Raw genomic sequence first — 21,029 nt, forward strand, 5'->3', positions numbered from 1 at the left:
CCGGCCGCGCGCGGCCTCACTCGGCCTGCTTCACGGTGCACATCAGCTCCGCCTCGCAGGCCACCTTGTCGTCCACCGTGGCGAACGCCTTGAACTTCCAGATGCCGCGGATATAGCGTTCGACTGTCACGTTCATGTGCAGCTGGTCGCCCGGGTACACCACCTGCTTGAAGCGGGCCCCGTCGATGCCGACAAAGTAGTACAGCGCGCCTTCCTTGCGCTCCATGTCGGCGCCGAAGGTCAGCAGGCCGGCCGACTGCGCCAGCGCTTCCAGGATCATCACGCCCGGCATCACCGGCTGTTCCGGGAAATGGCCCTGGAAGTACGGTTCGTTGATGGTGACATTCTTCAGCGTCTTGATCCGCTTCTGCGCCTCGAACTCCAGCACACGGTCCACCAGCAGGAACGGGTACCGGTGCGGCAGCAGTTTGAGGATCTTGCGGATATCGATTTCGGCCGCGCTCATGATGATTTCTCTTTAGTCTTGTGAGGGTTGGGACCCGGCGGCCTGGCCGCGCAGGCGGCGTTCCAGCGCCACCACCCGTTCGCGCAGCCTGGTCAGGCCGCGCACGATGGCTGCATTGCGCTCCCACTCGCCGTGCGGCAGGAACGGGAAGACGCTGGTGAAATGCCCCCCGGGCTTGGTAATGGATTTGGTGATCGAGGTGCCGCCCGACACCGTGGTGCGGTCGGCAATATTCAGGTGGCCGGAAAAATTGGCCGCTCCGCCGATCACGCAGAAGCGCCCGATGCGCGTGCTGCCTGATACCGCGGCGCAGCCGGCGATGACCGTATGGGCGCCGACACGCACGTTATGCGCGATCTGGACCTGGTTGTCGATCTTGCAGCCGTCCTCGATCACGGTGTCGGCCATGGCGCCGCGGTCGATTGCCGTATTGGCGCCGACCTCCACGTCATTGCCCAGCACCGCGCGTCCCGTTTGCGGGATCTTTACGTATTCCACGCCGGTTGCGCCGATGTCCGGCGCAAAGCCAAAGCCGTCCGCGCCGATCACCACGCCGCTGTGCAGGATGGCGCGGGCGCCGACCACGCAATCGTGGTAGACCGAAACGTTGGCATAGAGCAGCGAATCGTCGCCGATCTCTGCCTGCGCGCCGACATAGCCGTTGGCCAGGATGCGCACCCGCTCGCCCAGGCGCGCACCGCGCTCGATGACCACGTTGGGGCCGATGTAGCACGAAGCCGGCACCACCGCGTCAGGCGCCACGGTCGCGCGCGGATCGATGCCGGTGCGGGTATCGGTGTTGGCCGCGCGGTCAAAACGCTGCGCCACGCGGGCAAAGCATACGTAGGGATTGCGCGCCACCAGCCAGTTGCGGCCGTCGGCCCTGCCCTCGGCGCGAACGCGCTCGAGGTCGGCTGCCGAGACAATCACGGCGCCGGCCTGCGAATCCAGCGCCTGCTGCAGGTAGAGCGGATTGGACAGGAACGAGAGCTCGCCCGGTCCGGCCTGGTCCAGGGGAGCCAGGCCGACGATCGCCAGGTCGGGGTCACCCACAACCTGCGCGCCGTTCTCGGTGGCGAGCTGACCCAGTGTGGGTGTCTGCATGGCGGTACTTCCTAAAAAAACGAAAGACGAAGGAACGTGAGGACCGGTGCGGCTTAGCGGGCGCCGGCGTTCAGCGCCTTCATCACGTCGTCGGTGATGTCGATGCGCGGGTTCACGTATACCGCTTCCTGCACGATCAGGTCGTACTTGCGCTGCTCGGCCAGCTGGCGGATCACGCGGTTGGCGCGCTCCAGCACCTGTGCCAGTTCTTCATTGCGGCGCTGGTTCAGGTCCTCGCGGAACTCGCGCTGCTTGCGCTGGAACTCGCGGTCAAGGTCGGCCACTTCGCGCTGGCGGCGCTGGCGGTCGGAGTCGGCCAGCACGGCCGTGTCCTTGTCGAGCTTGTCGGCCATGCCCTTGATCTTCTGGGCCATGTCCTGCAGCTCGCGGTCGCGCTTGGAGAATTCCTGCTCCAGCTTGACCTGGGCAGCCTTGGCCGGCTGCGAGTCGCGCAGGATGCGTTCGGAGTTCACGGCGGCAATGCGCGCCTCCTGGGCCGAGGCCGGCACCGCGGCGCAGATGGCAGCGGTGGCGAGCGCGGCGGCGCCCAGGGATTTGACCAGTTTGGATGTTGTAATCATTTGAAACAGATCCTTTATCAGAATCAGAATGCCGTGCCGATCTGGAACTGGAAGCGCTGGACCTTGTCATTGGTGTCGCGATTGAGCGGGAAGCCCATGCTGATCTTCAGCGGGCCAATCGGCGACAACCACGACATGCCAAAGCCAGTCGAGTACTTCAGCTCGCTGAAGCTCAGCGGCTGACCTTCCTGGTAGACATTACCGAAGTCAAAGAACGTGAACAGGCGCAGCGTGCGGTCCACGCCCGAGCCCGGCAGCGGGAAGATGAACTCGACGTTGCCGATCATCTTCGAGGCACCGCCCACCGGGTTGCCATTCTGGTCCTTCGGGCCCAGCGTGCTGGTCTGGTAGCCACGCACCGAGCCGATACCACCGGCGTAGAAGTACTTGAACACCGGGAACGGCGTGTTGCCATAGCCGTGGCCGTACGCGACTTCGCCGTTCAGTGCCAGCGTGAAGGACTTCGAGATCGGATAGAAGTACTGCTGCTGCACGCTGGCGCGGTAGTACTGCGTATCGCCGCCCGGCAGCCCGACTTCCAGGTTGGCCTGGGTGTACGGGCCCTTGGTCGGCACCAGCGCGCTGTCGCGGCGGTCACGTGCCCAGCCGATGGTGAACGGGAAGTTGTTGATGCCGTCGCCGGAACTCTTGCCGATCTTGTTCAGCCAGTCGGTGTACTGGCTCGGCGTGTTGACCGAGGTATACACCTGGGTCCGTTCATAGCCGATGCCGAAGAACACCGTATCGACTTCCGAGAACGGCACGCCGAACTTGAAGCCACCACCGGCGGACACGATCTTGTAGTCCTGGTCGCCGGTGTAGTACAGCGGGCGCGAAGTACGGTAGTAAATGTCGGTCGAGCGGCTGATGCCGTCCACCGTGAAATACGGGTCGTACTGCGTCAGCGCGATGGTACGGAACGACTTGGCCGTGTTCACGTCCAGGCCCAGGCTGGTGCCGGAGCCAAACACGTTGTCCTGGCGCAGGCCGGCCTGCAGCACCAGCTTGTCGGTGGACGAGAAGCCCACGCCCAGGCTGATCTGGCCGGTCGGCTTTTCAGTCACGTTGACGTTCACATCGACCTGGTCGGGCGCGCCCGGCACGTCCTCGGTGGTGATGTTGGTGTCGGTGAAGTAGCCGGTACGGTTGATACGGGCTTGCGACTGCGTGAGCTTCTCGCTGTCGAACCACGAGCTTTCCATCTGGCGCATCTCGCGGCGCACCACTTCGTCGCGGGTCTTGCTGTTGCCCACCACGTTGACGCGGCGCACGTAGACGCGGCGGCCCGGGTCGACCATCAGGGTCAGCGCGACTTCACGCTTTTCCTTGTCGATCTGCGGCTGCGGGTTGATGGTGGTGAACGCGTAGCCGTAGGTGCCCAGCAGGTCGGTGATGGCCTTGGTGCTCTGCGTCAGCTTCTCGGACGAGAAAATATCGCCCTTCTTCAGCTGCAGCAGTTTTTCCATTTCCTCCTGCTTGCCGAGCAGCTCGCCCGCCAGGCGCACGTCGGACACCTTGTACTGGTCGCCTTCCTTGATGTTCAGCGTCAGGAAGATGTCCTTCTTGTCCGGCGTGATCGACACCTGGGTCGACTCGATCGCGAACTCCAGGTAGCCGCGGTTCAGGTAGAACGAGCGCAGCGCTTCCAGGTCGGCGGTCAGCTTCTGCTTGGAATACAGGTCGTTCTTGGTGTACCAGGACAGCCAGTTCGGCGTGGACAGCTGCATCTCGTCGCGCAGCGTGCCTTCCTTGAAAGCCTTGTTGCCGACGATATTGATCTGGCGGATCTTGGCGACCGGGCCTTCATCCACGTTGAACACGACCGAGACACGGTTGCGGTCCACCGGCGTGATCGTGGTCTGCACGTCGGCGGCATAGTAGCCGCGCGCGACGTACTGGCGCTTGAGCTCCTGCTCGGCCTTGTCGATCAGTGCCTTGTCGTAGTAACGGGCTTCGGCCACGCCAACGGCACGCAGCGAACGGCGCAGCGTGTCCTTGTCGAATTCCTTGATGCCGACGAATTCGAGCTGCGAGATCGCCGGCCGCTCTTCGACCTGGACCACCAGCACGCCTTCCTCGGCGCGGATCTGCACGTCCTTGAAGAAGCCGGTATTGTAGAGGGCACGGATGGCGTCGGCGCCCTTGTCATCGGTGAAGGTCTCACCGACGCGCACTGGCAGGTAGCCAAACACGGTACCCGGCTCGACGCGTTGCAGGCCCTCAACGCGGATGTCCCTGACGACGAACGGATCGGCAGCCCAGCCCGCCGGGCTCCAGGCTGCAATAACGGCACTCGCCAGCAAGCCCAGCGAAATGCGCTTATGTCTGATCAATGTTGATCCCCTCTTTGATTCCATCCAGGATTGCGCTCCGATGCCTTCGGACTGCGCCTGGCAAATGCCGTCCCTGGCGACGGTGCCCGACGACACCACCGCCCCCTTGCCGACACACGTTTCTAGCCGTTCGCCAGAAACATTCGGCTGACGTCATTGAACAAAGCGAGCGAAGTCAGGAGCAAGATGCAGGCGATGCCAACCTTCTGCAGCATTGCCTGCCAGTGGTCTGGGACGGGCCGGCCAGTCAAAAATTCCACGCAATAATACAGCAAATGCCCCCCATCCAGAACCGGAATGGGTAACAAATTGAGTACGCCAAGGCTTACGCTGACCAGTGCCAGGAAGCTGACAAAGGCCTGCAGGCCAAGGTTCGCGGCACGCCCCGCGTAGTCCGCCACGGTCAGCGGACCGCTCAGGTTCTGCAGCGAAGCCTGCCCCACCAGCATCTTGCCCAGCAGCTTGAGCGAGAGCGCGCTGGTGTCCCAGACCTGGCCGGCCGCGCGCGCCAGCGCCTGGTCCGGCCGGTAGCGCACGGTTTCCATCTGCACCGCCTGGCTGAGCGCCGCGCCGAGCTTGCCCGCCGGCGCCGCGGTGGCGCCACTCGCGTCCTTGGCGCCATCGCGCGCCACGGCGGTGTCTAGCGTCACCGGCACGTCCAGGCGCTTGCCGTCGCGCTCGATGCCCAGTGTCACGGTCTGGCCGGGCTGGCTGCGCACCGCCTTGATCAGCGCGCTGGCCTGCGTGAGCGGGCTGCCCTGCCAGGCAACGATGCGGTCGTCCTTTTTCAGTCCGGCGCGCTCGGCGGCCGAGTCCGGCAGCACCTCGGTAATCGTCACCGGCCCGCCCTTCAGGTTCAGGCCCAGCGTGGCCAGCGGATCCTGCTCGGGATTGCCGCCGGTATTGGGCAGGCGCGGCAGCGTTACGTCGCGCTCGGCCCCGTCGGCGCCGCGCACGCGCAGCACGGCGCGCGCATCGCCAAAGCCCTCGGCGAATACGGCCATGCGCAGGTCATTCCAGGATCGCACTGCTTCGGTATGGTCATTGGCGGTCAGCGACAGCACCCGGTCGCCTTCGCGCACGCCGGCCTGCGCCGCCATGGTGCCGGCCGCGGGCGCCGCCACCACCGGCACGGGCTCGCGCATGCCGCCGGCAAAGAGCGCGAAATACAGCACGATTGCCAGTGCAAAATTGGCCAGCGGGCCGGCCGCCACGATCACGAAGCGCTTGCCGACCGGCTGGCGGTTGAAAGCCCGCGGCAGGTCGGCCGGGTCGATCGGCGTGTCGCGCTCGGGGTCGACCTCGCGCTCGTCCAGCATCTTGACATAACCGCCCAGCGGGATCGCCGCCACCGTCCATTCGGTCCGGTCGCGGCTTTTCGAGATCCAGCGCAGCAAGGGCCGCCCGAAGCCGATCGAGAAACGCAGCACCTTCACGCCGCAGGCGCGCGCGGCGAGGTAGTGCCCCATTTCGTGCACATAGATCAGCACGCACAGGGCAACGATGAAAGCGAGTACGGTTTGCATGGAGTCGGGACGTCGGTAACGATGGCAGGACTGGCGCGCCGGGCCCCGGGGGATCCGGGGCCGCCGCAGCCGCTATTGTCGCAGATGCGGCAAGCCGCCCCGCCGGATCAGCGCTTTGCAGCCAGGGCGGCCACGCCCTCGCGTGCCGCCTCGCGCGCCAGCGCGTCGGCTGACAGCACCGCTTCGAGCGTATCGGCAGACCCCTGGGGTGTCGCCTCAAGCACCTGCCGGACGATACCGGCAATGTCCGTGAAGCGCACTGTACCGCCCAGGAATGCCTCGACCGCCACCTCGTTGGCTGCATTGAGGGCCGCCGGCGCCACACCGCCGGCGCGCAGTGCATCGAAGGCCAGGCCCAGGCACGGGAAGCGCACCAGGTCCGGCTTCTCGAAATGCAAGCCCCCAGCCACGGTCAGGTCCAGCGGCGTGACCCCCGCATCGATCCGCTCCGGATACGCCAGGCCATAGGCGATCGGCGTGCGCATGTCCGGGTTGCCCAGTTGCGCCAGCACCGAGCCGTCGGTGTAGGCCACCATCGAATGCACGATGCTCTGCGGATGGATCAGTACCTCGATGCGCTCGGCGGGGGCACCGAACAGCCAGTGCGCCTCGATGACTTCGAGGCCCTTGTTCATCATGGTGGCGGAATCGACCGAGATCTTGCGGCCCATGACCCAGTTGGGATGGGCGCAGGCCTGGTCGGGGGAGATATCGTGCAGCGTGGCCGGGTCGCGCGTGCGGAACGGCCCGCCCGACGCGGTCAGCAGCACCCTGGCAACGCCCCGGCCGTAGCGCGGATCGTCGGCCGGCAGGCACTGGAAGATGGCGTTGTGCTCGCTGTCGATCGGCAGCAAGGTGGCGCCGTGCTCGCGCACCGCATCCATGAAGATGCGCCCGGACATCACCAGCGCTTCCTTGTTGGCCAGCAGCACGCGCTTGCCGGCACGTGCTGCCGCCAGCGTCGGGCGCAGGCCGGCGGCGCCGACGATGGCGGCCATCACCGAATCGGTCTGCGCATCGGCGGCCACGGATTCCAGCGCGGCTTCGCCGTGGCTGACCTCGGTCTTCACGCCGGCATCGCGCAGCAGGGTTTCCAGTTCGAGCGCTGCCTCGGCGGTCCCCACCACGGCGCGGGCCGGGCGGAATTCAACGCACTGGTCAGCCAGCTTGCGCACCTGCCGGTGGGCGGTCAGTGCATGCACCACATAGCGGTCGGCATGGCGCCTGACGACGTCGAGCGTGCTTTCGCCAATGGAGCCGGTGGCGCCCAGGATGGTAATGCGATGCATAGCAGACGGCTTCAGAGAAAAATCAGCATCAGGGCCGCCAGCGGGAACACTGGCAGCAAGGCGTCGATGCGGTCCAGCACGCCGCCATGGCCGGGCAGCAGCCGGCTGCTGTCCTTCTTGCCGACCTGGCGCTTGAGCAGCGATTCGAACAGGTCGCCGACCACGCTCGCGGCGACCAGCAGCGTGGTCAGCACCGCCACGTAGGCCAGCCCGCCGCGGTCGCCCATCGCGGAGAACCAGGTCGGTGCAAAGGCATGGCTGGCGGCGAGCGCCAGGCCGATCACCAGCGCCAGCAGCCAGCCGCCGATGGCGCCTTCCCAGGACTTGCCCGGGCTGATGCCAGGCGCAAGCTTGCGCCGGCCGATGGCCTTGCCGGTGAAATACGCGCCGATATCGGCCGCCCACACCAGCACGGCCGCGGTCAGCAGCACGCCGATGCCGGCGCCGCGCAGGATCATGGTGGCATGGGCGAAGGCGGGCAGCATCACCAGCCCCAGCACCGCGCCCAGGGCGGTGAACGACGGCGTCGCGGACCGCACGCCGCGCGCCAGCAGCACCACTGCGATGCCCCAGCACACTACCGCGGCTTCGAGCAGCCAGGTGGTGGCGTGGCGCAGCGGCAGGTCATGCCAGGCAATGGCCGCGATCAGGCATGCCAGCGCATAGACATAGGGCCACGGCCCGCGCAGCCCGATCAGGCGGCCGAATTCCCAGCCGGCCAGCAGCACGATCACGGCCACCAGCCCGGCCAGTGCCGCGGGCGGCGCCAGGAACAGGATTGGCAGGATCAGCAGCAACAGGCACAGGGCGGTGATGACGCGGGTGAGGAGCATGCGCTGCAGTCCCGTGAGTGGTTGGAGTAGCCAGGCTCAGGCCGTACCCGATAGTCCCGGGGCGACCAGCTGTGCGCTGGTGCGGCCGAAACGGCGTTCGCGCTGGCGGTACGAGGCGAAGGCCTTGTCCAGTTCCGCGGCGTCGAAATCGGGCCAGAAAACGTCGGTGAAATACAGCTCGGAATACGCCAGCTGCCACAGCAGGAAGTTGCTGATGCGCTGTTCGCCGCCGGTGCGGATGAACAGATCCGGCTCCGGCGCATAGGCCATCGCCAGGTGCGGCGCCAGCACCGATTCGTCGATCGAGGCCGGGTCGAGCATGGGCGAGCGCGCCAGCATCTTGCGCATGGCCTGCAGCAGGTCCCAGCGGCCGCCGTAGTTGGCGGCGATGGTCACGGTCAGGCCGGTGTTGCCGGCCGTGCGCGCCTCGGCATCGCGGATCAGCTGCTGGATGCGGGGGCTGAAGCGGGCCAGGTCGCCCACCACCCGCAGCCGGATGTTGTTGGCGTGCATCTTCACCACTTCGCGCCGCAGGGCCATCATGAACAGCCGCATCAGGAACGAGACCTCGTCCGCCGGGCGCCGCCAGTTCTCGGAACTGAAGGCGAACAGCGTCAGGAACTGCACGCCGCGGGCGGCGCTGGCTTCCACCACCGCGCGCACCGCGTCCAGCCCCCGGGTGTGCCCGGCAACGCGCGGCAGGTGCCGCTGGGTCGCCCAGCGGCCGTTGCCGTCCATGATGATGGCAACGTGACGGGGGACGTAGGAGGTATCGGGTACGTCGAGCGTTGAACTGATGTGCTGCATGATGGCAGACGGTCGTTGACTGCCCCGGCCATGCCGGGACGGGGTCAGACCGTCATGATCTCCTTCTCTTTCTCGGCGACCATCTTGTCGATCTCGGCCACGTACTTGTCGGTCAGCTTCTGCACTTCGTCCTGGCCGCGGCGCTCGTCGTCCTCGGAGATGGTCTTGTCCTTGACCAGCTTCTTGAACTGCTCGTTGGCATCGCGGCGCAGGTTGCGCACGGCAACCTTGGCGCCCTCGGCCTCGCCCTTGACGACCTTGGTCAGCTCCTTGCGGCGCTCTTCGGTCAGTGCGGGCATCGGCACGCGGATCACTTCACCCATGGTGGCCGGGTTCAGGCCCAGGTCGCAGTCGCGGATGGCCTTCTCGACCGCGCCCACCATCTTCTTTTCCCAAGGCTGCACCGTGATGGTACGCGCATCGGCCAGGCCGACTGCCGCGACCTGGCTGATGGGAACCATCGAGCCGTAGTAGTCCACCTGAACGTGGTCAAGCAGGCCGGTATGGGCACGGCCAGTGCGGATCTTCGCCAAATCGGCCTTGAAGGCTTCGATCGACTTCTGCATTTTCTGCTCGACGCTCTTCTTTGTGTCGGCGACGCTCATTTTTACCTCCGGAAATCAGCCAACCATGATCCCCCTGGCGGGGATCGAAAATGAATCATTCTACCCTTTGCCCGGCCGGATGCCAGCAGCCCGGCGTCTGGCGCCCTGCCTCAGACGTGCACCAGCGTACCTTCGTCCTCGCCCAGGATGATGCGCTTGAGCGCGCCCGGCTTGACGATCGAGAACACCCTGATCGGCAGCTTCTGGTCGCGGCACAGGGCGAAGGCGGTGGCGTCCATCACTTGCAGATTGCGCGAGATGGCCTCGTCGAAGCTGATGGTGGTGTAGCGCGTCGCGCTCGGGTCCTTCTTGGGGTCGGCGGTGTACACGCCGTCCACCTTGGTCGCCTTGAGCACGACCTCGGCACCGATTTCCGAGCCACGCAGCGCGGCGGCGGTGTCGGTGGTGAAGAACGGGTTGCCGGTGCCGGCGGCGAAGATCACCACCTTGCCCTCTTCCAGCTGGCGGATCGCGCGCGGGCGGATATAGGGCTCGACCACCTGGTCCATGCGCAGCGCGGACTGCACGCGGCCCTCGATATTGGCGTGGCGCATCGCGTCCTGCAGCGCCAGTGCGTTCATCATGGTGGCCAGCATGCCCATGTAGTCCGCGGTGGCGCGGTCCATGCCGGCGGCGCCGCCGGCGACGCCGCGGAAGATGTTGCCGCCGCCGATGACCACCGCGACCTGCACGCCGAGCTTCACGATCTCGGCAATGTCGTTCACCATCGCCTCGATGGTGGAGCGGTTGATGCCGAAGGCATCGTCGCCCATCAGGGCTTCACCGGACAGTTTCAGAAGGACGCGCTTGTAGGCTGGCATGTTCACCCTCGGACAGGAGCAAATCGCTCGGTTGAGACGATCTTGAGACGTATGTTTTGGCACCGGCGGCACGGATCCTCGTGCCGCCGGCGGAAGAAAGCCGGTTTTCGGGGTGCCCCGGACTGCCGGACCACCACGGAAACTGGCTGCTGCGGTGCAACGCGGCCTGCGCAGCGTCGCACTACTTATGCAGAGGGGCACCTTACGGCGCCCCTGCGGCATTATAGGCGCCCGGACCAGCCCGAACGGGCAGTCCGCGGCGCCCCGGACATCAGCCCTTCTGGGCAGCGGCCACCTGGGCGGCCACTTCAGCGGCGAAGTCGTCCTGCTTCTTCTCGATGCCTTCGCCCACCACGAACAGGGTGAAGCCCTTCACGGTCGTGTTGGCGGCCTTCAGCATCTGCTCAACCGTCTGCTTGTCGTTCTTCACGAACGGCTGGTTGAACAGCGAGACTTCCTTCAGGTACTTCTGCACCGAACCCTCGACCATCTTGGCGACGATCTCGGCGGGCTTGCCCGACTCGGCAGCCTTCTGCTCGGCAATGCTGCGCTCCTTGGCGATCAGGTCGGCGGGGACCTGCTCGGCCGACAGCGACACCGGCTTCATGGCGGCCACGTGCATGGCCACGTCCTTGGCGGCGGCTTCGTCGCCATCGAACTCGACCATCACGCCGATGCGGGTGCCGTGCAGGTACGAAACCAGCTTGCCGCCGTTGGCGTAGCGGGCAAAGCGGCGGATCGTCAGGTTCTCGCCGATCTTGCCGATCAGGGCCGTGCGGGTGGCTTCAACGCTCACGCCGTCGATTTCCAGCGCCGACAGGGCGGCCACGTCGGCCGGGTTCTGCTTGGCGATCAGTTCGGCGACCTTGGCCGAGAACGCCAGGAAGTCGTCATTCTTGGAGACGAAATCGGTCTCGCAGTTCAGTTCGACCAGCACGCCGGTGGTGCCGTCGATGAACGATGCGACCACGCCTTCGGCAGTCACGCGCGAGGCGGCCTTGCTGGCCTTGTTGCCCAGCTTGACGCGCAGCAGCTCTTCGGCCTTGTCCAGGTCGCCGTCGGCCTCGGTCAGGGCCTTCTTGCATTCCATCATCGGCGCGTCGGTCTTCGCGCGCAGTTCTGCAACCATGCTTGCGGTAATTGCCGCCATTTGTCACTCCTTGAATGGTTCACGCCGGCTGCCGGCAGTCGCCTGCGGCACCCGGTCGGTGGGTCTACAGCACACCCGCGGCAGATACTGCCTGCGGCGGATGACAACAATTCAAATTCAAAAAAAGGGGGCGCCAGATGTGCCCCCTTTTAATTGCCCTTCTTGCCCGGCTGCCGGCGTACCCCGGCTTTCGCCTTGCGCGCAGCCCGTGATGACGGGCGGCAAGCGTTGCTTGTCTGTCGTGCGGTGACGATGCGCGCTAGCGGGTTCCTTTCCGGCAATCAGGCGGCGGGCAATCAGCCTTCCTGCACTTCGACGAATTCGTCGTCGCCGCCGCGAGCGGCTTCAACCACTTCCTGCACCGCGTTGGCACGGCCTTCCAGGATCGCGTCGGCCACGCCGCGCACGTACAGGGCCACGGCCTTGCTCGAGTCGTCGTTGCCCGGGATCACGTAGTCGATGCCTTCCGGCGAGTGGTTGGTATCAACCACGCCGATCACCGGCACGCCCAGCTTGTTGGCTTCGGTCACGGCAATCTTGTGGTAGCCGACGTCGACCACGAAGATCGCGTCCGGAACGCCGCCCATGTCCTTGATGCCGCCGATCGACTTTTCCAGCTTGAGCATCTCGCGCTCGAACATCAGCGCTTCCTTCTTGCTCATGGTTTCCAGCGCGCCGGCTTCCTTGGCGGCTTCCATATCCTTCAGGCGCTTGATCGAGGTCTTGACCGTCTTGAAGTTGGTCAGCATGCCGCCGAGCCAGCGGGCGTCGACGTAGGGCATGCCGGCACGGCCAGCTTCTTCAGCCAGGATTTCGCGCGACTGGCGCTTGGTGCCCACGAAAAGGATGGTGCCGCGATTGGCTGCCAGCTGACGCACGTACTTCATTGCGTCCTGGAACATCGGCAACGTCTTTTCGAGGTTGATGATGTGGATCTTGTTGCGATGACCGAAGATGAAGGGGGCCATCTTCGGGTTCCAGAAGCGGGTCTGGTGGCCGAAGTGGCAACCGGCTTCCAGCATTTCGCGCATGGTAACGGACATGTAAAACTCCAGAGGGTTAGGTCTGAAGCCCGCCCCGACATTCCTGAAAAGGAACACCCCGGATAGGCGGGCCAGCGATTTCTTCAAACGACAGCAGGAATAATCCTGCAAAATACCGGCCTGGCGCACGCAATGCTGCGCCGCAACCAAGTCAGCCCGCTATTGTAGCAACAAAAGTGCGGCCCACTCAAGCCGCCCGGCTTCCTGGCGCCCTGCGGACTCCGCCCAGCACCGGCGCGCACAGGCTGCGATCTGGCCCCGATGGTGCGATAATCCTACATTGACCTTTCGATTTCGGCGCGGCCAGTGGCCTCGCCATCACTTTTTTGGCGACGCAGCATGAGCATTCACCTGAACACCGCCGAAGACATCGCCCAGATGCGCGTGGCTTGCCGCCTTGGGTCCGAGGTCCTCGACTACATCACGCCCTTCGTTCAGCCAGGTATCACCACCGGCGAGATCGACCGCCTGTGCCACGCCTACATGCGTGAAGTGCAAGGCACTGTGTCGGCGTGCCTGAACTATGCCCCCCCCGGCTATCCGCCCTTCCCCGGCGCGATCTGCACCTCGGTCAACGACGTGATCTGCCATGGCATTCCGGGCGACCGCGTGCTGAAGAACGGTGACGCGATCAACCTGGACATCACGGTCATCACCAAGGAAGGCTACTACGGCGACAACAGCCGCATGTTCATCGTCGGCGAGGGCTCGATCCTGGCCAAGCGCCTGTCGCAGGTGACCTATGAATGCATGTGGAAGGGTATCGCGCAGGTTCGCCACGGCGCCCGTCTGGGCGACATCGGCCACGCCATCCAGATACACGCCGAAGCCGCCGGCTACAGCGTGGTGCGCGAGTACTGCGGCCACGGCATCGGCAAGAACTTCCACGAAGACCCGCAGATCCTGCACTACGGCCGCCCGGGCACCGGCGCCGAGATCAAGGCCGGCATGATCTTCACCATTGAGCCGATGATCAACGCCGGCAAGCGCGATATCCGCACCATGCCCGACCAGTGGACGGTCAAGACCCGCGACCGCAGCCTGTCGGCGCAGTGGGAGCACACCGTGCTGGTCACGGAGACCGGCTACGAGGTCCTCACGGTATCGGCCGGGAGCCCGGCGCCGCCGGCCTTTATCACCGATTCCGTCGCGGCCTGAGGTCGCACTGAAGCCAGGGGCGCCTGACCGGGCGCCTTTCTTTTTCCAGCCGTGCCCACCCATCCGCTCGCCGAGCCCGCCACCAACATGGACACCACGCCGGAACTGCTGCTCGCCGCGCGCGTGCGCGACCAGCTCAAAGCCGACAAGCAGGCACTGTTTGCCGACTTCAACATCAGCGCCAATGTCGGCACGCTGATCACGCGGCTGCGCCGCGCCGTCGACGCCGGGCTGGTGGAAGCCTGGCGCGGCCTGGGGATGCCCGCGGGCGCGGCGCTGGTGGCGGTGGGCGGCTATGGCCGCGGCGAGCTGCTGCCTTACTCCGACGTCGACGTGCTGCTGTTGCTGCCCGCCGAGCCAGACCAGGACACCACCGGGCGCCTGGAGCGCTTTATCGGCCTGTGCTGGGACCTCGGGCTGGAGATCGGCTCTTCGGTGCGCACCGTGGACGATTGCATCCGCGAGTCGCGCCAGGACGTCACCATCCAGACCTCGCTGCTGGAAGCGCGGCTGCTGACCGGCAGCCGCAAGCTGTTCGAGTCGATGCGTACGCGCTACCTCGCCGACCTGGACCCGGCCGCGTTCTTCCAGGCCAAGCTGCTGGAAATGCGCCAGCGCCACGCCAAGTACCAGGACACGCCCTACTCGCTCGAGCCCAACTGCAAGGAAAGCCCCGGCGGCCTGCGCGATCTGCAGGTGATCCTGTGGATGACCAAGGCGGCGGGCCTGGGCGACAGCTGGAAAGAACTTTTCGAGCGCGGCCTGCTGACGCAGCGCGAAGCGCAGGAGCTCGCGCGCAACGAGCGCCTGCTCAAGACCATCCGCGCGCGCCTGCACCTGGTGGCCGGCCGGCGCCAGGACGTGCTGGTATTCGACCTGCAGACCGCGCTGGCGGAGTCCTTCGGCTATCGCCAGACCACCAGCAAGCGCGCCAGCGAACAACTGATGCGCCGCTACTACTGGGCGGCCAAGGCGGTCACGCAGCTCAACAGCGTGCTGCTGCTGAACATCGAGGCGATGCTGTTCCCGAGCGAGTCTCAGGTGACGCGCGTGCTCAACGAGCGCTTTGTCGAGCGCCAGGGCATGCTGGAAATCACCAGCGACGACATCTATGAACGCGACCCGCACGCGATCCTGGAAACCTTCCTGCTGTACCAGCGCACGCCCGGCGTGAAAGGCCTGTCGCCGCGCACGCTGCGCGGGCTGTACAACGCGCGCACCGTGATGAATGCGGGCTGGCGCAACGATCCGGAAAACCGCCGCCTGTTCCTGGCCATCATGCAGGAGCCGCAGGGCATCACCCACGCGCTGCGCCTGATGAACCAGACCAGCGTGCTGGGCCGCTACCTGATCAACTTCCGGCGCATCGTCGGCCAGATGCAGCACGACCTGTTCCACGTCTACACCGTGGACCAGCACATCCTGATGGTGGTGCGCAACATGCGCCGCTTCGCCATCGTCGAGCACACCCACGAGTTCCCGTTCTGCAGCCAGCTGATGGCCAGCTTCGACAAGCCGTGGGTGCTGTGGGTGGCAGCGCTGTTCCACGACATCGCCAAGGGCCGCGGCGGCGACCACTCGAAGCTTGGCACCGTGGATGCGCGCCGCTTCTGCAAGCAGCACGGCATTGCGCGCGAAGACGCCGACCTGGTCTGCTGGCTGGTCGAGCACCACCTGACCATGAGCCACGTGGCGCAGAAGCAGGACCTGACCGATCCCGATGTGATCCACGCCTTTGCCCGCGTGGTCGGCAGCGAACGCTACCTGACCGCGCTCTACCTGCTGACCGTGGCCGACATCCGCGGCACCAGCCCCAAGGTATGGAACGCGTGGAAGGGCAAGCTGCTGGAAGACCTGTACCACATCACGCTGCGCGTGCTCGGCGGCGCGCGCGTGGATTCGCATTCGCTGTGGTCCCAGCGCAAGGAAGACACCATCTCCGAGCTGCGCCTGAAGGCCTTCGACCCGGCGCTGGGCAAGTCCCTGTGGGCGCAGCTCGACGTGGCTTTCTTCCTGCGCCACGATTCGCACGATATCGCCTGGCTCACGCGCCACCTGTACAACAAGGTGGACAGCCCCACGCCGGTGGTCAAGGCACGCGTCTCCCCCGCCGGCGAAGGCCTGCAGGTGGCGGTCTACGTCAAGGACCAGCCCGACCTGTTCGCGCGCATCTGCGGCTACTTCGAGCGCAAGGCATTCTCGATCCAGGACGCCAAGATCCACACCACGCGCCACGGCTACGCGCTGGACACGTTCCAGGTCACCGACCCCGGCATGGCCGGCGACGGCGGCAGCTACCGCGACATCATCGCGCTGGTCGAGCACGAACTGTGCGAGCGGCTGCGCCTGCAGGGCGCACTGCCCGAACCCACGCAGGGGCGGCTGTCGCGCCAGTCGCGCAGCTTCCCGATCAAGCCGCGCGTGGACCTGCGCCCCGACGAGCGCGGCCAGTATTACCTGCTGTCGCTGTCCGCCAACGACCGCACCGGCCTGCTGTACGCCATCGCCCGCGTACTGGCACGGCATCGCGTATCCGTCCACACGGCACGCATCAACACCCTGGGCGAACGCGTCGAAGACGTGTTCCTGGTCGACGGCAGCCGCCTGGCTGCCGACAACCGATTGCAGATTCAGCTTGAACAGGACTTGCTCGCCGCCCTCGCCATCTGAGGCGGGCGGGCAGCATCAACATATGACCGACAGCAATTCGCCGAAGCGCAAGACGCTAGGTATCAAGGCCGCCAGCGACACCGGCACGGCCGCGCGCAAGACCGGTACCCGCCCCGTGCGCGTGTCCGACCTGAACCGCAAGCGCGTGCAAGCCGTCTCCGAAGGCATCAAGCGCGCCCAGGAGCGCGCCGGCGGCAAGACCGGCGGCCGTCCGGCCCAGGGCGAAGCGCAGGCCCGCGCGCCGCGTCCCGCTGACGGCGAACGCCAGGCACGCCCGCGCCGCCCGGAAGGCGGCGAGGCGCGTCCGCGCCGCTTCGGCGATGACGAAAGCCGTCCCCGCCGTTATGGCGATGACCGGGGCGAGGCACGTCCGCGCCGCTTCGAAGGCGGCGAGGCGCGTCCGCCGCGCCGCTTTGGCGACGACGACAACCGCCCGCGCCGCACGGGCGACGATCGCGGCGAGGCACGTCCGCGCCGTTTCGAGGGCGGCGATTCGCGTCCGCCGCGCCGCTTTGGCGACGACGACAACCGCCCGCGCCGCACGGGCGACGATCGCGGCGAGGCACGTCCGCGCCGTTTCGAGGGCGGCGATTCGCGTCCGCCGCGCCGTTTTGGCGACGACGACAACCGCCCGCGCCGCACGGGCGACGATCGCGGCGAGGCACGTCCGCGCCGTTTCGAAGGCGGCGAAGCGCGCCCGCCGCGCCGCTTCGAGGGCGGTGATTCGCGTCCGCCGCGCCGTGCTGGCGAGGACAACAACCGCCCCCGCCGTTTCGAAGGCGCCGAATCGCGTCCGCGCCGCGTTGGCGATGACGAGAACCGCCCTCGCCGCTTCGAAGGCGCCGACTCGCGCCCGCGCCGCTATGGCGACGACGAGAACCGTCCCCGCCGCTTCGAAGGCGCCGACTCGCGTCCGCGCCGTTATGGCGATGACGACCAGCGCCCGCGCCCCGCGCCGTCGGGCGAGCGCCGCCGTGAAGGCACCGCGCCGGCACGCCGCTTCAGCGACACCGCCGACCGCATCCGCACCGCAGGCCCGGCACGCCAGCAGGCACCGGCCGCGCGCCAGGAAAAGCCCGCCCGCGCCGAGTCCAGCCACGACGATGGCCTGGTGCGCCTGTCCAAGCGCATGTCCGAACTGGGCCTGTGCTCGCGCCGCGAAGCCGACGAATGGATCCCGCACGGCTGGGTGCTGGTCGACGGCAAGCCCGTGACCGAACTGGGCAGCCGCATCCGCCCCGACGCCGAGATCGAGATCATGCAGGAAGCGCGCTCCGAACAAGGCGAGCGTGTCACGGTGCTGCTGAACAAGCCGGTGGGCTACGTCTCCGGCCAGGCCGAAGACGGCTACGAGCCGGCCGCGGTGCTGTTCGCCCCCGAGAACCAGTGGGAAGGCGACCCCACGCGCAAGCGCTTTGCCCCGTGGCAACGCAAGAGCCTGGCACCCGCCGGCCGCCTTGATATCGACTCAACCGGCCTGCTGGTGCTGACGCAGGACGGCCGCGTCGCGCGCGCGCTGATCGGCGAGGATTCGACCGTCGAGAAGGAATACCTGGTGCGCGTGATCTGGCACTCGCCGCAGGGCGTGGTCGAGCGCAATATCAGCGCGGAATTCCCGGCCGATGATCTCGAGCTGCTGCGCCACGGGCTGTCGCTGGATGGCGTTCCCCTCAAGCCGGCCAAGGTGAGCTGGCAGAACGAGGAGCAGCTGCGCTTCGTGCTGCGCGAAGGCCGCAAGCGCCAGATCCGTCGGATGTGCGAGCAGGTCGGGCTGCAGGTGGTCGGCCTCAAGCGCGTGCGCATGGGACGCGTGGTGCTGGGGGACCTGCCGCCGGGCAAGTGGCGGTTCCTGGGGCAGTTTGAGAAGTTCTGATTCCGGAATTCGCCGACACAAAAAAACCGGTCCTGGGGACCGGTTTTTTTGCGCCTTGCGCGGGTTCGATACCGCGCCGCACAGCTCTTCAATCGTCGTTATTCGGCGGCAGATCCGGAAACAACACCTCCGTAAACCCAAACTGCCTGAAGTCCTTGATCCGCATCGGATAGAGGATCCCCTGCAGGTGGTCGCACTCATGCTGCACCACACGCGCATGGAAGCCCTCGGCCACGCGCTCGATGCGGTTGCCCATCAGGTCATGGCCGCTGTACTTCAGCCGCAGGTGGCGCGGCACCACGCCGCGCAGGCCGGGGACGGACAGGCAGCCCTCCCAGCCGTCCTCCATCTCGTCGGACTCCATTTCCAGCACCGGATTGATCAGCACTGTCTTGGGCACGGTCGGCGCGTCCGGGTAGCGCGGGTTGCGGTCGAAGCCGAAGATCACCACCTGCAGGTCCACGCCGATCTGCGGCGCGGCCAGGCCCGCGCCGTTGGCGTGGTCCATGGTGTCGAACATGTCTTCGATCAGCGTGCGCAGCTCCGGCGTATTGAAGCGCTCCACCGGCCGCGCCACCTGCAGCAGGCGCGGATCGCCCATCTTGAGAATCTCGCGGATCATGGTTGTTTCCCCGGTTATTCCTGTGCCGGCGCGGCGCCGGCCTCTGCCAGCAGCGCCAGCATGCCGGCCTCGTCCAGCACCGGCACGCCCAGCGCCTCGGCCTTGTCGAGCTTGCTGCCTGCCTCGGCGCCCGCGACCACGTAGTCGGTCTTCTTCGATACCGAACCCGCCACCTTGGCGCCGGCGGCTTCCAGCAGTTCCTTGGCGTCCTCGCGCGACATGGTGGGCAGCGTGCCGGTCAGCACGAAGGTCTTGCCCGACAGCGGCGCCGGGGCCTTGGCCACCGGCTCGCTTTCCGTCCAGTGTACGCCTGCGGCGCGCAGTTGTTCGATGACCTCGACGTTGTGCGGCTCGGCAAAGAAGTGCGCGATCGACTGCGCCACCACCGGGCCGACGTCGTTCACCTCCAGCAGCGCGGCTTCGTCGGCTGCCATCAGCGCATCGAGCTTGCCGAAATGCCTGGCCAGGTCCTTGGCGGTGGCTTCGCCCACATGGCGGATGCCCAGCGCGAAGATAAAGCGGTTCATGGTGGTCTCGCGCGACGCGTCGATCGCCGCCACCAGGTTGGCCGCCGACTTGTCGGCCATGCGCTCCAGCGCGGCCAGCTTGGCCACGCCCAGCTTGAACAGATCCGCCGGCGTGCGCACGATGCCCTGGTCGACCAGTTGCTCGACCAGCTTGTCGCCCAGGCCTTCGATATCCATGGCGCGCCGCTGCGCGAAGTGCAGCAGCGCCTGCTTGCGCTGCGCGGCGCAGATCAGGCCGCCGGTGCAGCGGGCGATGGCTTCGTCTTCCAGCTTTTCGATATGCGAGCCGCAGACCGGGCAGGCAGTCGGCATCACGAACGCGCGCGCATCGTCGGGGCGGCGTTCGGTCACCACGGCGACCACCTCCGGGATCACGTCGCCGGCGCGGCGCACGATCACGGTGTCGCCGATATGCACGTCCTTGCGGCGGATCTCGTCCTCGTTGTGCAGCGTGGCGTTGGTCACCGTGACGCCGCCGACAAACACCGGCTTGAGCCGCGCCACCGGCGTGATCGCGCCGGTGCGGCCGACCTGCACTTCGATGTCCTCGACGATGGTGGTCATTTCCTGCGCCGGGAATTTGTGCGCCAGCGCAAAACGCGGCGCGCGCGAGACAAAGCCCAGGCGCTCCTGTTCGGCCAGTGCGTTGACCTTGTAGACCACGCCGTCGATGTCATACGGCAGCGCGTCGCGGCGCTGGCCGATATCGCGGTAGAAATCCAGCAGGCCCTGCGCGCCCTTCACCACCGCCCGGTCCTTGCACACCGGCAGACCCAGCGCGGCAAAGCCGTCGAGCATGGCGCTGTGGGTGGGCGGACGGTCCACGCCCTGCAGCTCGCCCAGGCCGTAGGCGAAGAACGACAGCGGCCGCTTGGCGGTGATGCGCGGATCGAGCTGGCGCAGGCTGCCCGCGGCGGCGTTGCGCGGGTTGACGAAGGTCTTCTCGCCGGCCTCGGCCTGGCGTTCGTTGAGCTTGTCGAAGTCGCCGCGGTACATGAAGACTTCGCCCCGCACTTCAAGCACGGCGGGAGCCTGGCCGCGCAGCTTCAGCGGGATCGCCTTGATGGTGCGCACGTTGACCGTGACATCTTCGCCGGTCTCGCCGTCGCCGCGGGTGGCGGCCTGCACCAGCCTGCCGTCCTCATAGCGCAGCGACATGGCCAGGCCGTCGAACTTCAGCTCGCAGGCGTACTCGACCGCATCGGCCGCGCTGAACAGGTCCTGCTCGCCGGCTGCGGGCGCGGTGCGGCCCAGGCCCTGCGCGCAGCGGCGGTCGAAGTTCAGCACGTCGTCGTCGGCGAAGCCGTTGTTGAGCGACAGCATCGGCACGCGGTGGCGCACCGAATCGAAGGCCGACAGCGGCTCGCCGCCCACGCGCTGGGTGGGCGAGTCCGGCGTCTGCAGTTCGGGATGCTCCAGCTCCAGCGCCTGCAGCTCGCTGAACAGCGCGTCGTACTCGGCGTCGGGAATGGTAGGCGCGTCCAGCACGTAGTACTGGTAGTTGTGGCGATCCAGCTCGTCGCGCAGCCAGGCCACGCGCTTGGCGGCGGCTTCGGGCGGCAAGGGGCCGGCGGGCGCGGAGGCATCTGCCTGCGCGCCGCGGTGTGTTGCGGTCATGGCA

17 protein-coding genes are annotated in these 21,029 nt (G+C 66.7%); 3 read left to right on the forward strand and 14 right to left on the reverse strand.

Annotated features, from left to right (window positions below; translation table 11 throughout):
• Positions 1-16 precede the first annotated feature (16 nt).
• From fabZ to rpsB, 12 genes are all read right to left on the reverse strand, one after another.
• Positions 17-466 carry a 3-hydroxyacyl-ACP dehydratase FabZ gene (gene fabZ, locus AC1Q6V_RS21245; protein WP_010809590.1) on the reverse strand — a complete coding sequence of 150 codons (450 nt, stop codon included), beginning with the start codon at positions 464-466 and terminating at the stop codon, positions 17-19.
• 12 nt (positions 467-478) lie between these two features.
• Positions 479-1,570 carry a UDP-3-O-(3-hydroxymyristoyl)glucosamine N-acyltransferase gene (gene lpxD, locus AC1Q6V_RS21250; RefSeq protein ID WP_010809591.1) on the reverse strand — a complete coding sequence of 364 codons (1,092 nt, stop codon included), beginning with the start codon at positions 1,568-1,570 and terminating at the stop codon, positions 479-481.
• 53 nt (positions 1,571-1,623) lie between these two features.
• Positions 1,624-2,151 carry an OmpH/Skp family outer membrane protein gene (locus AC1Q6V_RS21255; RefSeq protein WP_010809592.1) on the reverse strand — a complete coding sequence of 176 codons (528 nt, stop codon included), beginning with the start codon at positions 2,149-2,151 and terminating at the stop codon, positions 1,624-1,626.
• A gap of 23 nt (positions 2,152-2,174) precedes the next feature.
• Positions 2,175-4,508, reverse strand: a complete 2,334-nt coding sequence (bamA, locus tag AC1Q6V_RS21260) for an outer membrane protein assembly factor BamA (RefSeq protein WP_231881344.1) — start codon at positions 4,506-4,508, stop codon at positions 2,175-2,177.
• 98 nt (positions 4,509-4,606) lie between these two features.
• Positions 4,607-6,010, reverse strand: coding sequence for an RIP metalloprotease RseP (gene rseP, locus AC1Q6V_RS21265; protein WP_010809594.1), 1,404 nt, complete (start codon positions 6,008-6,010; stop codon positions 4,607-4,609).
• A 107-nt stretch (positions 6,011-6,117) separates the two neighbouring features.
• Entirely contained in the window at positions 6,118-7,299 is a 1,182-nt protein-coding gene (gene ispC, locus AC1Q6V_RS21270) for a 1-deoxy-D-xylulose-5-phosphate reductoisomerase (RefSeq protein ID WP_454751036.1), read from the reverse strand.
• An 11-nt stretch (positions 7,300-7,310) separates the two neighbouring features.
• Positions 7,311-8,132, reverse strand: coding sequence for a phosphatidate cytidylyltransferase (locus tag AC1Q6V_RS21275; protein WP_010809596.1), 822 nt, complete (start codon positions 8,130-8,132; stop codon positions 7,311-7,313).
• Positions 8,133-8,168: 36 nt separating this feature from the next.
• A complete protein-coding gene (uppS, locus tag AC1Q6V_RS21280) occupies positions 8,169-8,939 on the reverse strand; it encodes a polyprenyl diphosphate synthase (protein ID WP_011615471.1) in 771 nt (256 codons plus the stop codon).
• Positions 8,940-8,983: 44 nt separating this feature from the next.
• Entirely contained in the window at positions 8,984-9,544 is a 561-nt protein-coding gene (frr, locus tag AC1Q6V_RS21285) for a ribosome recycling factor (RefSeq protein WP_010809598.1), read from the reverse strand.
• A gap of 110 nt (positions 9,545-9,654) precedes the next feature.
• Positions 9,655-10,365: a UMP kinase gene (gene pyrH / locus AC1Q6V_RS21290; RefSeq protein ID WP_010809599.1), complete on the reverse strand. Its 711-nt coding sequence runs from the start codon at positions 10,363-10,365 to the stop codon at positions 9,655-9,657.
• A 271-nt stretch (positions 10,366-10,636) separates the two neighbouring features.
• On the reverse strand, positions 10,637-11,515 hold the full coding sequence (gene tsf / locus AC1Q6V_RS21295; protein ID WP_010809600.1) for a translation elongation factor Ts: 879 nt from the start codon (positions 11,513-11,515) through the stop codon (positions 10,637-10,639).
• A gap of 296 nt (positions 11,516-11,811) precedes the next feature.
• Positions 11,812-12,558: a 30S ribosomal protein S2 gene (gene rpsB, locus AC1Q6V_RS21300; RefSeq protein WP_010809601.1), complete on the reverse strand. Its 747-nt coding sequence runs from the start codon at positions 12,556-12,558 to the stop codon at positions 11,812-11,814.
• A gap of 339 nt (positions 12,559-12,897) precedes the next feature.
• On the opposite strand from rpsB, the gene map reads away from it, so the two are divergent.
• The 3 genes from map (at position 12,898) to AC1Q6V_RS21315 (ending at position 18,259) form a co-directional block, all read left to right on the forward strand.
• Positions 12,898-13,716 (forward strand): type I methionyl aminopeptidase, encoded by an 819-nt coding sequence (gene map, locus AC1Q6V_RS21305; protein WP_010809602.1) that lies wholly within the window; start codon positions 12,898-12,900, stop codon positions 13,714-13,716.
• 87 nt (positions 13,717-13,803) lie between these two features.
• Positions 13,804-16,386 (forward strand): [protein-PII] uridylyltransferase, encoded by a 2,583-nt coding sequence (locus AC1Q6V_RS21310; protein WP_011615472.1) that lies wholly within the window; start codon positions 13,804-13,806, stop codon positions 16,384-16,386.
• Between the two features lie 22 nt (positions 16,387-16,408).
• Entirely contained in the window at positions 16,409-18,259 is a 1,851-nt protein-coding gene (locus AC1Q6V_RS21315; RefSeq protein WP_492363702.1) for a pseudouridine synthase, read from the forward strand.
• 88 nt (positions 18,260-18,347) lie between these two features.
• On the opposite strand, the gene def is transcribed toward AC1Q6V_RS21315, so the two are convergent.
• Both def and ligA read right to left on the reverse strand, forming a co-directional pair.
• On the reverse strand, positions 18,348-18,881 hold the full coding sequence (def, locus tag AC1Q6V_RS21320; protein ID WP_010814172.1) for a peptide deformylase: 534 nt from the start codon (positions 18,879-18,881) through the stop codon (positions 18,348-18,350).
• 14 nt (positions 18,882-18,895) lie between these two features.
• The gene (gene ligA, locus AC1Q6V_RS21325) at positions 18,896-21,025 is read right to left on the reverse strand and encodes an NAD-dependent DNA ligase LigA (RefSeq protein WP_010814173.1); all 2,130 of its coding nucleotides are present in this window, start codon (positions 21,023-21,025) and stop codon (positions 18,896-18,898) included.
• Between the last annotated feature and the right edge of the window lie 4 nt (positions 21,026-21,029).

The sequence above is a fragment of the Cupriavidus sp. GW823-FHT07B10 genome, from assembly GCF_058794355.1.